Below are 13652 nucleotides of genomic sequence, written 5' to 3'. Positions count from 1 at the left end.
GGCCCTTCATTCCATCACGCCGACAGGAAGCGGTTCCACTCGGCCACGCGCTCGGCCTTCGCGGCCAGCACGGCGTCCGCGTCGCCGTCGATGGTGACCTTGGTGATCAGGTCGCCCTGCTTGACCGCGTCGACCACGTCCAGGCCTTCGGTGACCTTGCCGAACACGGTGTGCTTGCCGTCCAGCCAAGGGGTGGGCACGTGGGTGATGAAGAACTGGCTGCCGTTGGTGTTCGGGCCGGCGTTGGCCATCGACAGCACGCCGCGCTCATGGCGCACGCCGTTGGTGGTCTCGTCCTCGAACCGGTAGCCCGGGCCGCCGCGGCCGGAGCCTTCCGGGCAGCCGCCCTGGACCATGAAGTCGGCGATCACGCGGTGGAAGTTCAGGCCGTCGTAGAAGCCCCGCTTGGCCAGGTTGACGAAGTTGGCCACCGTCAGCGGGGCCTTGTCGGGATACAGCTCGATCGTGATCGGGCCGCGGGAGGTGTCGAAGGTGGCGGTCAGCTGACTCATGGGATGGTTCTCCGGGGTGAAATGAGGAAACGGGTGATGCGCCACGCCAGCCAGACCACCCAGGCCATGCCCAGCCCGAGCATCAGGCCGGCCACGAGCGCCAGGGGCAGGCCCAGGGAGGGCCCCACCGTCCCGGCCAGGGGGTGACCGGGGTTGTAGTGCAGGAACAGGCCGAAACCGAGGACGCAGGTCCATGCCAGCTGCCAGATCACGGCGCCGGCCACGGATTTCAAGGGGACGCCGGCGCTCGCCGTGTTCATCTTGGACGTTTTCCGCCAAATCAGGTGCTTAGGGCACAAGAGCCCGCTATAATACGCCGCTTCCTTTCCCCACTTTGTGCGCGCCCGCTCGCGCCCCTTCGGCATGTCCATCCAAAACCTCCGCAATATCGCGATCGTCGCGCACGTCGACCATGGCAAGACCACCCTCGTCGACCAGCTGCTGAAGCAGTCCGGCACCCTCTCCGAGCGCACCGTGCTGGCCGAGCGCGTGATGGACAGCAACGACCAGGAAAAGGAACGTGGCATCACGATCCTGGCCAAGAACACGGCCATCACCTGGCAGGACAACCGCATCAACATCGTCGACACCCCCGGCCACGCCGACTTCGGTGGCGAGGTGGAGCGCGTGCTGTCGATGGTGGACACCGTGCTGATCTTGGTCGACGCGATGGACGGCCCGATGCCGCAGACGCGCTTCGTCACCCAGAAGGCCTTCGCGATGGGCTTCAAGCCGATCGTGGTGATCAACAAGGTCGACCGCCCCGGCTCGCGTCCGGAGTGGGTCGTGGAGCAGGTGTGGGACCTGTTCGACCGCCTGGGCGCCACGCCCGAGCAGATGGATTTCCCGATCGTCTACGCCTCGGCGCTGAACGGTTATGCCGGCCTGGAAGACAGCGTGCGCGGCGGCGACATGACCCCGCTGTACGAAGCGATCATGAAGCACGCGCCGAAGCCGGAAGTCGATCCGGAAGGCGCCTTCCAGATGCGCATCAGCCAGCTGGACTACAACAACTTCGTCGGCGTCATCGGCATCGGCCGCATCCAGCGCGGCACGCTGAAGAAGAACATGCCGGTCGCCGTCATCGACCGCGAAGGCAAGAAGCGCCAGGGCAAGGTGCTGCAGGTGCTGGGCTTCCTGGGCCTGGAGCGCATCGAGCAGGACAGCGCCGAGGCCGGCGACATCGTCGCCATCTCCGGCATCCAGGACCTGACGATCTCCGACACCGTCTGCGCGCTGGACACCCCGGAAGCGCTGCCGGCGCTGACCGTCGACGAGCCGACGATCTCGATGACCTTCCAGGTCAACAACTCGCCGTTCGCCGGCAACAAGGATCTTTCGGGCGGCAAGTTCCTGACCAGCCGCCAGCTGAAGGAACGCCTGGAACGCGAGACCGTGCACAACGTGGCGCTGAAGGTCGAGCAGCTGGAAGACGCGGACAAGTTCCTGGTCTCCGGCCGTGGCGAGCTGCACCTGTCGGTGCTGATCGAGAACATGCGCCGCGAGGGCTACGAGCTGGCCGTTTCGCGTCCTGAAGTGATCATCAAGGAAATCGACGGCCAGCAGATGGAGCCGATCGAGCAGCTCGTCGTCGACGTGGAAGAGAACCACCAGGGCGGCGTGATGGAGAAGCTCGGCGTCCGCAAGGGCCAGCTGAAGAACATGGAGCCGGACGGCAAGGGCCGCGTGCGCCTGGACTACCAGATCCCGGCGCGGGGCCTGATCGGCTTCCAGAACGAGTTCAAGACGCTGACCCAGGGTTCGGGCCTGCTGTTCCACGTGTTCGACCACTACGGTCCGAAGGAACAGGGCGCCATCGCCAAGCGCCTCAACGGCGTGATGATCGCCAATGCGCCGGGCGCCACGCCGGCCTACTCGCTCGGCCCGTTGCAGGAGCGCGGCAAGCTGTTCGCCGCCGAAGGCGACAACGTGTACGAAGGCCAGCTGATCGGCATCCACTCCAAGGACAACGATCTGACCGTCAACGCGATCAAGACCAAGCCGCTGACCAACATGCGCGCTTCGGGCAAGGACGATGCGATCCAGCTGACGCCGGCGATCAAGTTCTCGCTGGAACAGGCGCTGGACTTCATCGACGACGACGAGCTGGTCGAGATCACGCCGAAGGAAATCCGCCTGCGCAAGAAGTTCCTGACCGAAAGCGATCGCAAGCGCGCCTCGCGCGCGGCCTGATCCCCGCGCCCTGCGCCTTGGACGAGACCGCCTACAACCCGGACCCCAAGGCGCATCCCGGCCTGCACGCCATCGCCCTGTTCGAGGGCGCCAAGGGCGTGCTGGCCCTGGCCTTCGCCGGCGGCCTGCTGGCGGTCGGCCCGCATCGCCTGCGCGACGCCGTGCAGGCGGTGGTGACGCGCCTCATCCCCGACGCCGGTCCCGGCGCGATCAGCCAGTGGATGGAGCGCATCAATCCCGAATCGGTCCACGTGGCGGTGCTGATCATCGCCGTGTACGCCGGCATGCGCCTGTTGGAAGCCTGGGGCTTGTGGCAGGCCCGCGCCTGGGCCTCGTGGCTGGGCTGCATCGGCTCGGCCGCCTACCTCCCGCTGGACGTCTACGCGCTTTACCACCATCCCGGCTGGCACACGTGGGCGCTGCTCATCGTCAACCTGGTGATCGTGTGGGTGCTCTGGCGCGACATCCGCCGGCGCAAGCGGATTTGACGCGCAGGGCGGGCGCTGCGTAGCCTGCGGCAACTCCGCGAAGGTATCCGCATGCGTCGATCCCTGCTGCTGCTCGGCCTGATGCTCGCCCTGGCGGCCTGCCAGCCGGCGCCGCCGCAGGCGGCTGCCCCGCCCGCGCCCACGGATTTCATCTATGCCGAACTCGACGTGGCCGACCTGCAGGCCCGCATGCAGTCGGGCGAACTGGACAGCCGGCGGCTGACCCAGGCGTACCTGGACCGCATCGCCGCCGTCGACAAGGCCGGACCGCAGCTCAACGCCGTCATCGAGTTGAACCCCGACGCTCTGAAGGAAGCGGCGCTGCGCGACGTCGAACGCCGCGCCAACGCCGTGCGCGGCCCGTTGCATGGCATCCCGGTGCTGCTGAAGGACAACATCGACGCCGTGCCCATGGCCACCTCCGCCGGCTCGCTGGCGCTGAAGGACTTCCGCCCGGGCCAGGACGCCTTCCTGGTGCGTCGCCTGCGCGAGGCCGGTGCGGTCATCCTGGGCAAGGCCAACCTGAGCGAGTGGGCCAACTTCCGTTCCATGCATTCGACCTCCGGCTGGAGCGGGCGCGGCGGCCAGACCCGCAACCCGTACGCGCTGGATCGCAACCCCTGCGGCTCGAGCTCCGGCAGCGCGGTGGCGGTGTCCGCCAACCTGGCGGCGATCAGCGTCGGCACCGAGACCGACGGCAGCATCCTGTGCCCGGCCGCGGTCAATGGCGTGGTCGGCCTGAAGCCCACCGTGGGCCTGGTCAGCCGTCAGGGCATCCTGCCGATCTCGCACAGCCAGGACACCGCGGGCCCGATCACCCGCAACGTGGCCGACGCCGCGCTGTTGCTGGGCGTGCTGGCGGGGCGCGACCCGGCCGACGCCGCCACCACCAACGCCGCCTGGAACACCACGCTGGACTACGGCGCGCGACTGAAGCCGGGCGCCCTGAAGGGCGCGCGCATCGGCGTGCTGCGCAGCAAGGCGGACATCCATCCTGATGCCGCTGCCGCCCTGGAAGGAGCCCTGCGCGTGCTCCGCGAGGCCGGCGCCACCCTTGTCGATGCGGAAATCCCGACCGACGGCCAATGGAACGCCGATGAGCTGGACCTGATGCTCTACGAGTTCAAGCACGGCCTGGAGCGGTACCTGTCCGACCGCAAGGCGCCGCTCACCACGCTGACCCAGCTGATCGGCTACAACCAGCAGTACCGCCTGTCCGAAATGCCCTACTTCGGCCAGGACCTGTTCGAGCGTGCCAACGCGAAGGGCGGTCTGGGCGACGCGGAGTACATCACCGCGCGCAGCCGCGCACGGCGGCTTGCGGGGCCCGAAGGCATCGACGCGGCGCTCAAGGCCCAGCAGCTGGACGCGCTGATCGCGCCCACCACCGGCCCCGCGTGGCTGACCGACCACAAGGCGGGCGACCATTTCCCGGGGGCCGGCTACGGCGCCGCCGCCGTCGCGGGCTACCCCAGCCTCACCGTGCCGATGGGCCACAGCGACGGCCTGCCCCTCGGCCTGACCTTCATGGGACCGGCTTGGAGCGAGGCGCGCCTCATCGCGCTGGGCTACGACTATGAACAACGCACGCGGGCGCGCAAGCCGCCCGAGTACTGGCCCAGCCTGCCGGCGCGCGCCGAAAGCCGTTGACCGCCTTCCCGGTGTGAGTCATCCGGCGCAAGAGACCGCTTGCAGGCGCCCCGGGTTCGTGGCGTCATAGTCGGCAACCAGCAGGTGGGGACGACACGCGTGGAGTCTGGCGCGGACCGGGGAGCGGAACGGCGTGCATTCGGTGGATCCGGATCCGCGGCGCGCCGTAGAGAGCGCAACCTCAACTCGCTGGCGTGGGGCGTCCTGGTCGCGGCCTGCCTGCTGTCGCTGTGGACCGGCCTGATCGCCTGGCGGCAGGCCCGCGATCACGCGCATGCCCAGTTCGACGCGCGCGCCGACGCCATCGCCACCGCGGTCGCGACCCACATGAATGCCTACGAGGACACCGTGCGCGCCGCCGCCGCGGTGCTCGAAGGGCGCCAGGACATCGACCAGGACAGTTTCTACGCCTTCGTCGAGAAACTTCAGGTGCCCACGCGCCAGTCGGGCGTGCACGGATTGGGATTCGCGCGCTACGTGCGCGCCGCCGATCGCGAGGCCTATGTGGCCGCGCGGCGCGTGCGCTACGGCGACGCCTTCGCGATCCACCCTGCCGGCGACCGCAGCGAGTACGTGGTGATCGACCTGCTGTACCCGGATGCGCCGGGCATGCGCCCACTGCTCGGCAAGGACGTGATGGCGGAAACCGTGCGCCGTGGCGCGATCGAATCCGCGCGCGACACGGGCGAACTGGCGGCGGCGCCGCTGGTCGCGCTCGGCGACGCCTCCCGCGGCAGCACCGGCCTGCCCGGCTTCCTGCTGTACGCACCGGTGTATGCCGATTCCGTGGCCGCGCGCGAAGGCGTGGAAGCACGGCGTTCCCTGTTGCGCGGTTTCGCGACGGCCGGCTTCGGCTGGCAGCAGGTGATGGATGACGCGATCGGGCGCACGGATGGCGGCGAGTTCGACCTGCAACTGCTCGCCCGCGACCATGGTGGCGAACCGGTCTACCAGACGCGTGCGCTGCGCGACGGTCATGGCGAAGACTGGAAGCCCGCCTTCACCTCACAACGCGACCTGCACCTGCTGGGGAGCCAATGGCAGCTGGTGCTGCAGTCCCCGCCGATCCGCGAAGCCCTGCCCGGGCAATTGCCCATCCTACTGCTCTCGCTGTGTGGCATCGGGCTGGGCCTGGTGCTGTTTCTTCTGCTGCGCAGCCTGGCGCGCACGGAACGCCGCAGCCGCGCGTTGCTGGACGCCGTCGCCGACCACCTGCCGGCCCTGATCGCCTACATCGACGCGGAAGGCCGCTACGGCTTCGCCAATCGTGCGAGCCGCACGTGGTCCGGCGCTCGCGAAGCCTGGAGCGATCGCCCGGTGGATGACGTGCATGCGGACGATCCGGCGTTCCTGGCCTCGCTGAAGCAGGCGATGCACGACTGCACATCCGAGCACTGGATCGCCTGGGATGCCGAGATCGGCAAGCCCGCGCGCCCCGTGCATCTCTATCTGGTGCCCGATGTCGAGCGCAACCAGCGCATCGCGGGCTGGTACCTGATGGGCAACGACATCAGCGAACAACGTCAGGCGCACCGCGAACTGGCGATGGCGCGCGACCACCTCAAGCGCGTCACCGAGCGCCTGCCCGCGCTCATCGCGCAGTTCGATACGCAGCAGCGGCTGGTGTTCACCAACCGCGCCTGTGCCGAGCAGATCCGGTGGCATGCCCCGCTGCGCGTCGGCGCGCACATGCGCGACTTGTTCGGCGAAGAGGCCTACACGCGCCGGCTGCCGCACATCGAGGCCGCGCTCGCCGGGCACGACGGCGATTTCGAAAGCAGCTTCGGCATGGTGGACGGCGTGCGCCGCCTGCACAGCTTCTATACGCCGGACGTCGACGAGGACGGCGTGGTGTCCGGGTTCTTCGTGATGGCGATCGACATCACCGAGAAAGCTCGCCTGGAACACGCGCTGCACAACGCGAACGAACTGGCCGAAGTGACGCTGACCTCGATCAGCGAAGCGGTGATCACGGTGGACGTGCAGAGCCGCGTCACGTACATGAACCCCGCCGCCGAAGCGCTGAGCGGCTGGGGCCTTGAGCAGGCGCTCGGCCAGCCGCTGGACCGCATCGCGCCGCTGGTCCATGTGGACGCGCCCGACGATGAGGATGCCGCCCACCCGCTCGCCCAGGCGGGCGACCTGCAGCTGGCGCGCCGCGACGGCTCACGGATACTGGTGGAGCGTTCGCTGTCGTCCATCCACGACCGCGACGAACGCCTGGTGGGCAGCGTCATGGTCCTGCGCGACATCACCGAACCGCGTGCGCTCAGTTCGCGCATGACGTACCTGGCGCACCACGACGCGCTGACCGGTCTGCCGAACCGCCTGCAGCTCAACGAACGCCTGGGCCAGGCGATCACCCATGCCACCAACCACGGCAACGGCATCGCGGTGCTGTTCCTGGACCTGGACCTGTTCAAGCACGTCAACGATGCGCTCGGCCACCATACCGGCGATGAGCTGCTGCAACAGGTCGCGCGCCGCATCCAGCGCAACATCGGCAACCTCGGCACCGTCTACCGCACCGGCGGCGACGAATTCGTGGTGCTGCTGCCGAACGTGGTGACGCGCGAGCACGTGCTGCAGGTCGCCGACCGCCTGCTGGCGCTCGGCGGCACGCCGTACACCGTCGCTTCGCACGAACTGCACCAGGCCTTCAGCATCGGCATCAGCCTGTTCCCGGAAGACGGTTACGACGCCGGTACGTTGATGATGCGCGCCGACGCCGCCATGTACCTGGCCAAGCGCAACGGCCGCAACGCCACCCGCTTCTACACGCGCGAACTCGCCTCCAGCGTCGACGCGCGCATCGAGCTGGAAAACAGCCTGCGCCGCAGCCTGCGCAACGGCGACCTCTTCCTGCACTACCAGCCGCAGATCGACTGCCTCACCGGCCGCATCGTCGGCGTCGAAGGGCTCGCGCGCTGGCAGCGCGGCGATCGCCTCGTCATGCCCGGCGAATTCCTGCCCATCGCGGAGGAGACGAACCTCATTGTCGACATCGACCAGTGGGCGATCCGCGCGGCCTGCCGGCAGAACCGCATCTGGCAACAGGCCGGGCTTCCACCAATCCGGGTATCGGTCAACATCGCCGCGGCGAACTTCGACACGGACGATCTGGTCGACACCGTCGTCGGTGCGCTGGAGGACAGCGGGCTCGCGGCGGAATTCCTCGAACTCGAGGTCACCGAGACCACGCTGATGCGCGACGTGCAGCGCACCGACCGCACGCTGCGCGCGTTGAAGGCGCTGGGCGTGCGCATCGCCATCGACGACTTCGGCACGGGCTTTTCCAGCCTGAGCTACCTGGGCAACTACGGCTTCAACGTGCTGAAGATCGACCAGTCGTTCGTGCGCGACGTGGCCGAACCGAACCAGGCGGCGATCACCCGCGCCATCATCGGCCTGGCGGACCAGCTGCAGTGCCGGACCATCGCCGAAGGCGTCGAAACGGCCGCGCAGGCCGCATGGCTGGCCGCCAACGGCTGCGACGAGTTGCAGGGCAACTATTTCAGTACGCCGGTGCCGGCGGCCGAGTTCGCGCGCATGTACGCACGGGCGAAGACATGGACCATCCCCCCGGCGCCGCACGCCGTGCCTACGCTCGGCGCGTGACGGAACGGCTCAGCGGGTCGCGGGCGCGGCCGCCTGGTTCTGCTTGCGCACGATGCACATCGCGATCTCCAGCGACTGCTCATAGTTGAGGCGCGGATCGACCGTCGAGCGGTAGGCGCGCTCCAGGTCCGCATCGGTGAGCTCGCGGGCGCCGCCCGTGCACTCGGTGACGTCTTCACCGGTCAGCTCCAGATGCACGCCACCCAGGCGGGTGCCCGCCGCGGCATGCAGGTCGAACGACTGCTCGACCTCGCTGCGCACGTTGTCGAAACGCCGCGTCTTGAAACCGTTGCTCGTGCTTTCGGTGTTGCCGTGCATCGGATCGCAGACCCACAACACGCGACGGCCATCGCGGCGGACCGCGTCCAGCAGCGGCGGCAGCTTCTCGGCGATCTGCGCGGCGCCCATCCGGTGGATGAAGGTCAGCCGGCCGGCCTCGTCTTCCGGATTCAACACGTCGATCAGGCGCAGCAGCTGGTCCGGCGTGACCGACGGACCCACCTTGATCGCGATGGGATTGCGCACGCCGCGCAGGTACTCCACGTGCGCGCCATCCACCGCCGCCGTACGCATGCCGATCCACGGATAGTGCGTGCTGAGGTTGAACCAGCCCCACTGACGCGGCACCTCGCGCGTCAGCGCTTCTTCGTACGGCAGCAGCAAGGCTTCGTGCGACGTGTAGAAGTCGATCCGGTTGAGGTTGTGCACCTCGGAGCCCGACAGGGTCTCCATGAACTTCACCGCATCGCCGATCGAGGTCACCATCTGCTGGTACTCGTTCGCCAGCGGCGAATAGCCCACCCAGTTGAGATTCCAGTATTCCGGGTGATGAAGATCGGCGAAGCCGCCGTCGATCAACGCGCGCACGAAATTCATCGTCATCGCCGAGCGCGCATGCGCCTTGATCATGCGCCGCGGATCGGGAAGGCGCGCCTCGGCGGTGAACTCGGGCCCATTGACCACGTCGCCGCGATAGCTCGGCAGGGTGACGCCGTCGCGCGTCTCCATGTCGGCCGAGCGCGGCTTGGCGTACTGGCCGGCGAACCGGCCCACCCGCACCACCGGCAGGCGCAGGCCGTGCACCAGCACCAGGCTCATCTGCAGCAGTACCTTGAGCCGGTTGGAGATGAGGCCGGATTCGCAGTCGGAGAAGTTCTCCGCGCAGTCGCCGCCCTGCAGCAGGAAGCGTTTGCCTTCCTGCGCTTCGGCCAGCTGCTTCTTCAGCGAGAAGATCTCCCACGACGTCACCAGCGGCGGCAACTGGCGCAGCTCTACCGACGCGGCCTCGAGCGCCCCCGCATCCGGGTAAGTGGGCATCTGCATCGCCGGACGCGCGCGCCAGCTGTCCGGCGCCCAGTTCGGCGGCAGGTTGACGGCGCGCAGCGGTCGGTCGGTGGGGTTCATGGCGGGCTCCTTGCGGCCCACCATCGTGACAGACTGGTGCGCCGCGTCAAATCAGCGGAAGGTCGAGGTCTTGCGGGCCCGGAAGCCGATCCACAAGGCCCAGATGGCGAGCAGCACGAACCACACCAGGCTCCACATCGGCATGGTCAGGCCGAGGAAACTCCAGTCGACGGTGCTGCAGTCGCCCTTGGCGGACAGCACCTTCTGCACGACACCGAGCCAGGTGTTCGTCTCGATCATGTAGTCCCAACCCGGGCCGCAGCTCGGCATCAGCGGCGGGAACACCTGCACCCAGACGTGCCGCCCGGCGATGCCGATGCCCGTGGCGGCGGCGATGAAGGTCAGCACGCCGTAGACGCGGCGGCCACCCGCGCGGCGCGGCCCATGCAGCGCACCGAGCAGGAACAGCACGCCGGTCGCGGCGAAGGCCAGCCGCTGGAAGATGCAGAAAGGACACGGTTCCAGGTGCTGCACGAACTGCACGTACAGGGCATAACCGAGCAGGCCCGCGCAGATCGCGAAGCCCAGGAAGCACTGTGCGCGGAAACTCCAGCGGAGAGGATTCATCGTCACCGGTCGCATGGGGGTTGCCGCATTATCCACAAGCGGGCGCATCCACGTCACCTGCGGCCGGCTGCCGCACCCGGCGGGCGCGAGCCACCCCAGAAACGCAAAAACCCCGGCATTGGCCGGGGTTCTCGCTTGACGCCTTCGCGCGGACCTTACTCGGTCGCCGCTTCCGGACGATCGACCAGCTCGACGTACGCCATCGGCGCGTTGTCGCCGGCGCGGAAGCCGCACTTCAGGATGCGCAGGTAGCCACCCGGGCGCGACTGGTAGCGCGGGCCGAGCGTGGTGAACAGGGTGCCGACGGCTTCCTTGTCGCGCAGGCGCGAGAAGGCGAGACGACGATTGGCGACGCCATCGATCTTGCCGAGGGTGATCAGCGGTTCCGCGACGCGGCGCAGTTCCTTGGCCTTCGGCAGGGTGGTCTTGATCAGGCCGTGCTTGATGAGCGAGGCGGCCATGTTGCGGAACATCGCTTCGCGATGGGCGCTGGTGCGGCTGAACTTGCGGCCGGCTTTCTGGTGGCGCATGGGTCGGATTCCTAAAAGAAGAGTGGGACGTTGGACTTCGCTGTCGCCATCCAGGCGTTGGAACAGTGGACTGCGGGTGGTCCGGACCGGCCATCCTTGACCGGAGCGTCGCGGGCCTTCAGGTCCGTCGACGAAAGTGTTGCAACGAAGCTCCCGCGCGGGCGCGGGAGCTTCGGGTTACATCATCAGCCGAGCATGCCGTGCTGGGCGACACCGGCCGGCGGCCAGTTCTCCAGCTTCATGCCCAGGGACAGGCCGCGCTGCGCCAGGACTTCCTTGATCTCGGTCAGCGACTTCTTGCCGAGGTTCGGGGTCTTGAGCAGTTCGACTTCCGTCTTCTGGATCAGGTCGCCGATGTAGTAGATGCTCTCGGCCTTCAGGCAGTTGGCCGAACGCACCGTCAGCTCCAGGTCGTCGATCGGGCGCAGCAGCACCGGATCCACGCCGCTGGCAGCCTGCTTCGGCGCGCCGCGGTCGCGGTGCGTGAAGTCACCGAACACCGACAGCTGGTCGCTGAGGATGTCGGCGGCGGTGCGCACGGCTTCCTCGGCGTCGATCGTGCCGTTAGTCTCGATGTCCAGGACCAGCTTGTCCAGGTCGGTGCGCTGCTCTACGCGCGCGGCCTCCACCGCGTACGCGACGCGACGGACCGGCGAGAACGAGGCGTCCAGCACCAGGCGGCCGATCGCACGGGTCTCTTCATCCGGACGACGACGGGCGGCGGCCGGCTGGTAGCCGAAACCACGCTCGATCTTCAGGCGCATGTTCAGCGCCGTGTCCTTGGTCAGGTTGCAGATGACCAGTTCCGGATTCAGGATCTCGACGTTGTGGTCGGTCTTGATGTCGCCGGCGGTCACCACGCCCGGACCCTGCTTGGCCAGGCTCAGGGTGGACGAATCGCCGGAGTGGATGCGGATGGCCACATCCTTCAGGTTCAACAGCACTTCCAGCACGTCTTCCTGCATGCCTTCGATGGTGCTGTATTCGTGCAGCACGCCATCGATCTCGACTTCGGTGATCGCGAAGCCGGGGATCGACGACAGCAGCACGCGGCGCAGCGCATTGCCGAGCGTATGACCGTAACCACGCTCCAGCGGTTCGATGACCACCTTCGCACGGTTGCCGGCCAGGCGCTCGATCTGCGGGCCGCGGGGGCGCAGCACTTGCTGAGTAATACCCGTCATGTTGCTTTGTCTCCTGCGGTCCCCCGGTCGCCCGGGGGTGCGTGAATGAATTACTTCGAGTACAACTCGACGATCAGCGCTTCGTTGATGTCGGCGGGCAGGTCCGAACGCGCCGGAACCGCCTTGAACACGCCGCTGAACTTCTTCGCATCGACTTCGACCCACGACGGGTTCAGGTCGAGCTGCTCGGCGACCGTCAGCGACTCCTGCACGCGGAGCTGCTTCTGGGCCTTCTCCGACAGCGCGATCGCGTCACCGGCCTTGATCTGGTACGAAGGCAGGTTGACCGGCTTGCCGTTGACCAGCACGCCACGGTGCGAGACCAGCTGGCGGGCGGCCGGACGGGTCACGGCGAAGCCCATGCGGTAGATGACATTGTCCAGGCGGGTTTCCAGCAGCTGCAGCAGGTTCTCGCCGGTGTTGCCCTTCTTGGTCGAGGCCTTCTTGTAGTAGTTGCGGAACTGGCGCTCCAGCAGGCCGTAGATACGCTTGACCTTCTGCTTCTCGCGCAGCTGGGTGGCGTAGTCGGACAGCTTGCCCTTGCGGGCGGTGGCGCCGTGCTGGCCGGGCTTCTGCTCCAGCTTGCACTTGGAGTCCAGCGCACGGGCCGGGCTCTTGAGCGACAGGTCGGCGCCTTCGCGGCGCGCGAGCTTACAGGTAGGACCGATATAACGAGCCATTTCTTATCGCCCCCTTAGACGCGACGCTTTTTCGGCGGACGGCACCCGTTGTGCGGGATCGGCGTCACGTCGATGATGTTGGTGATCTTGTAGCCCACGTTGTTCAACGAACGCACGGCCGACTCACGGCCCGGACCCGGGCCCTTGATGCGGACTTCCAGCGACTTCACGCCGTAGTCCAGAGCGGCACGACCGGCCTTCTCGGCGGCGACCTGGGCCGCGAACGGCGTGGACTTGCGGGAACCGCGGAAACCGGCACCGCCCGAGGTCGCCCAGGAAAGCGCATTGCCCTGGCGGTCGGTGATGGTGACGATGGTGTTGTTGAAAGAAGCGTGGACGTGGGCGACGCCGTCGGTGATGACGCGCTTGATCTTCTTCTTGACTTTGGCAGCAGCTGGCTTGGCCATGATGGTCGCCCCTTACTTCTTGATGGCTTTGCGCGGACCCTTGCGGGTACGGGCGTTGGTACGGGTGCGCTGGCCACGCAGCGGCAGGCCGCGACGGTGGCGCAGGCCGCGGTAGCAGCCCAGGTCCATCAGTCGCTTGATGGCGATGCCGACTTCACGACGCAGGTCGCCTTCGACCACGTACTTGCCGACTTCGGCGCGCAGGCGCTCGACTTCCGGCTCCGACAGGTCGCGGATCTTGGTGGTCGAGGCGACGCCAGCGGCTTCGCAGACCTTCTTGGAACGGGTACGGCCAATGCCGAAAATGCTTTGCAAACCGACCCAGACATGCTTCTGGGCAGGCAGGTTGACACCTGCAATACGCGCCATGACGCGGTTCTCCAACTGTGAGTATTGGCCCGTGTACGGTCATCCCGGGC

13 protein-coding genes are annotated in these 13652 nt (G+C 67.6%); 4 read left to right on the top strand and 9 right to left on the bottom strand.

The annotated features are described in order from the left end of the window. Positions 1–14: 14 nt before the first annotated feature. Both BLT45_RS06020 and BLT45_RS06015 read right to left on the bottom strand, forming a co-directional pair. Positions 15–512 carry a peptidylprolyl isomerase gene (locus tag BLT45_RS06020; protein WP_093296388.1) on the bottom strand — a complete coding sequence of 166 codons (498 nt, stop codon included), beginning with the start codon at positions 510–512 and terminating at the stop codon, positions 15–17. Then, positions 509–883: a hypothetical protein gene (locus BLT45_RS06015; protein ID WP_139187938.1), complete on the bottom strand. Its 375-nt coding sequence runs from the start codon at positions 881–883 to the stop codon at positions 509–511. Before BLT45_RS06015 ends, BLT45_RS06020 begins: the two co-directional genes overlap by 4 nt. Between BLT45_RS06015 and typA the strand changes: the two genes are divergently transcribed. From typA to BLT45_RS05995, 4 genes are all read left to right on the top strand, one after another. Further along, a complete protein-coding gene (typA, locus tag BLT45_RS06010; RefSeq protein ID WP_093296382.1) occupies positions 876–2705 on the top strand; it encodes a translational GTPase TypA in 1830 nt (609 codons plus the stop codon). The genes BLT45_RS06015 and typA overlap by 8 nt on opposite strands. A 17-nt stretch (positions 2706–2722) precedes the next feature. After that, positions 2723–3193, top strand: coding sequence for a DUF2127 domain-containing protein (locus BLT45_RS06005; protein WP_093296379.1), 471 nt, complete (start codon positions 2723–2725; stop codon positions 3191–3193). A gap of 51 nt (positions 3194–3244) precedes the next feature. Then, a complete protein-coding gene (locus BLT45_RS06000; RefSeq protein WP_139187936.1) occupies positions 3245–4843 on the top strand; it encodes an amidase in 1599 nt (532 codons plus the stop codon). Positions 4844–4942: 99 nt separating this feature from the next. Next, positions 4943–8461, top strand: coding sequence for a bifunctional diguanylate cyclase/phosphodiesterase (locus tag BLT45_RS05995; protein ID WP_093296376.1), 3519 nt, complete (start codon positions 4943–4945; stop codon positions 8459–8461). A 9-nt stretch (positions 8462–8470) separates the two neighbouring features. On the opposite strand, the gene BLT45_RS05990 is transcribed toward BLT45_RS05995, so the two are convergent. From BLT45_RS05990 to rpsM, 7 genes are all read right to left on the bottom strand, one after another. Beyond that, a complete protein-coding gene (locus BLT45_RS05990; RefSeq protein WP_093298595.1) occupies positions 8471–9865 on the bottom strand; it encodes a class II 3-deoxy-7-phosphoheptulonate synthase in 1395 nt (464 codons plus the stop codon). Between the two features lie 51 nt (positions 9866–9916). Continuing rightward, a complete protein-coding gene (locus BLT45_RS05985; RefSeq protein WP_093298592.1) occupies positions 9917–10432 on the bottom strand; it encodes a disulfide bond formation protein B in 516 nt (171 codons plus the stop codon). A 155-nt stretch (positions 10433–10587) separates the two neighbouring features. Continuing rightward, positions 10588–10962 (bottom strand): 50S ribosomal protein L17, encoded by a 375-nt coding sequence (gene rplQ, locus BLT45_RS05980; RefSeq protein ID WP_093296373.1) that lies wholly within the window; start codon positions 10960–10962, stop codon positions 10588–10590. A 185-nt stretch (positions 10963–11147) separates the two neighbouring features. Continuing rightward, on the bottom strand, positions 11148–12146 hold the full coding sequence (rpoA, locus tag BLT45_RS05975) for a DNA-directed RNA polymerase subunit alpha (RefSeq protein ID WP_093296370.1): 999 nt from the start codon (positions 12144–12146) through the stop codon (positions 11148–11150). Positions 12147–12196: 50 nt separating this feature from the next. Continuing rightward, positions 12197–12826 carry a 30S ribosomal protein S4 gene (gene rpsD, locus BLT45_RS05970; RefSeq protein ID WP_056878831.1) on the bottom strand — a complete coding sequence of 210 codons (630 nt, stop codon included), beginning with the start codon at positions 12824–12826 and terminating at the stop codon, positions 12197–12199. A gap of 14 nt (positions 12827–12840) precedes the next feature. After that, complete coding sequence (rpsK, locus tag BLT45_RS05965; protein ID WP_055941307.1) at positions 12841–13233, bottom strand: 30S ribosomal protein S11; 393 nt, start codon at positions 13231–13233, stop codon at positions 12841–12843. 12 nt (positions 13234–13245) lie between these two features. Further along, entirely contained in the window at positions 13246–13602 is a 357-nt protein-coding gene (gene rpsM, locus BLT45_RS05960; protein ID WP_062352394.1) for a 30S ribosomal protein S13, read from the bottom strand. Positions 13603–13652: the final 50 nt, after the last annotated feature.

It is taken from the genome of Pseudoxanthomonas sp. CF385 (assembly GCF_900104255.1).
GTDB lineage: Bacteria > Pseudomonadota > Gammaproteobacteria > Xanthomonadales > Xanthomonadaceae > Pseudoxanthomonas_A.
This window is presented reverse-complemented; position numbering and strand designations above follow the sequence as displayed.

Excerpts from the sequence above, each read along its gene's own strand:
- BLT45_RS06000 (WP_139187936.1), top strand. The coding sequence starts at position 3,245 with ATGCGTCGATCCCTGCTGCTGCTCGGCCTGATGCTCGCCCTGGCGGCC.
- rpsK (WP_055941307.1), bottom strand. The coding sequence starts at position 13,233 with ATGGCCAAGCCAGCTGCTGCCAAAGTCAAGAAGAAGATCAAGCGCGTC.
- BLT45_RS05990 (WP_093298595.1), bottom strand. The coding sequence starts at position 9,865 with ATGAACCCCACCGACCGACCGCTGCGCGCCGTCAACCTGCCGCCGAAC.
- BLT45_RS06020 (WP_093296388.1), bottom strand. The coding sequence starts at position 512 with ATGAGTCAGCTGACCGCCACCTTCGACACCTCCCGCGGCCCGATCACG.
- BLT45_RS06015 (WP_139187938.1), bottom strand. The coding sequence starts at position 883 with ATGGACATGCCGAAGGGGCGCGAGCGGGCGCGCACAAAGTGGGGAAAG.
- rplQ (WP_093296373.1), bottom strand. The coding sequence starts at position 10,962 with ATGCGCCACCAGAAAGCCGGCCGCAAGTTCAGCCGCACCAGCGCCCAT.
- typA (WP_093296382.1), top strand. The coding sequence starts at position 876 with ATGTCCATCCAAAACCTCCGCAATATCGCGATCGTCGCGCACGTCGAC.
- rpsM (WP_062352394.1), bottom strand. The coding sequence starts at position 13,602 with ATGGCGCGTATTGCAGGTGTCAACCTGCCTGCCCAGAAGCATGTCTGG.
- rpsD (WP_056878831.1), bottom strand. The coding sequence starts at position 12,826 with ATGGCTCGTTATATCGGTCCTACCTGTAAGCTCGCGCGCCGCGAAGGC.
- rpoA (WP_093296370.1), bottom strand. The coding sequence starts at position 12,146 with ATGACGGGTATTACTCAGCAAGTGCTGCGCCCCCGCGGCCCGCAGATC.
- BLT45_RS05985 (WP_093298592.1), bottom strand. The coding sequence starts at position 10,432 with ATGAATCCTCTCCGCTGGAGTTTCCGCGCACAGTGCTTCCTGGGCTTC.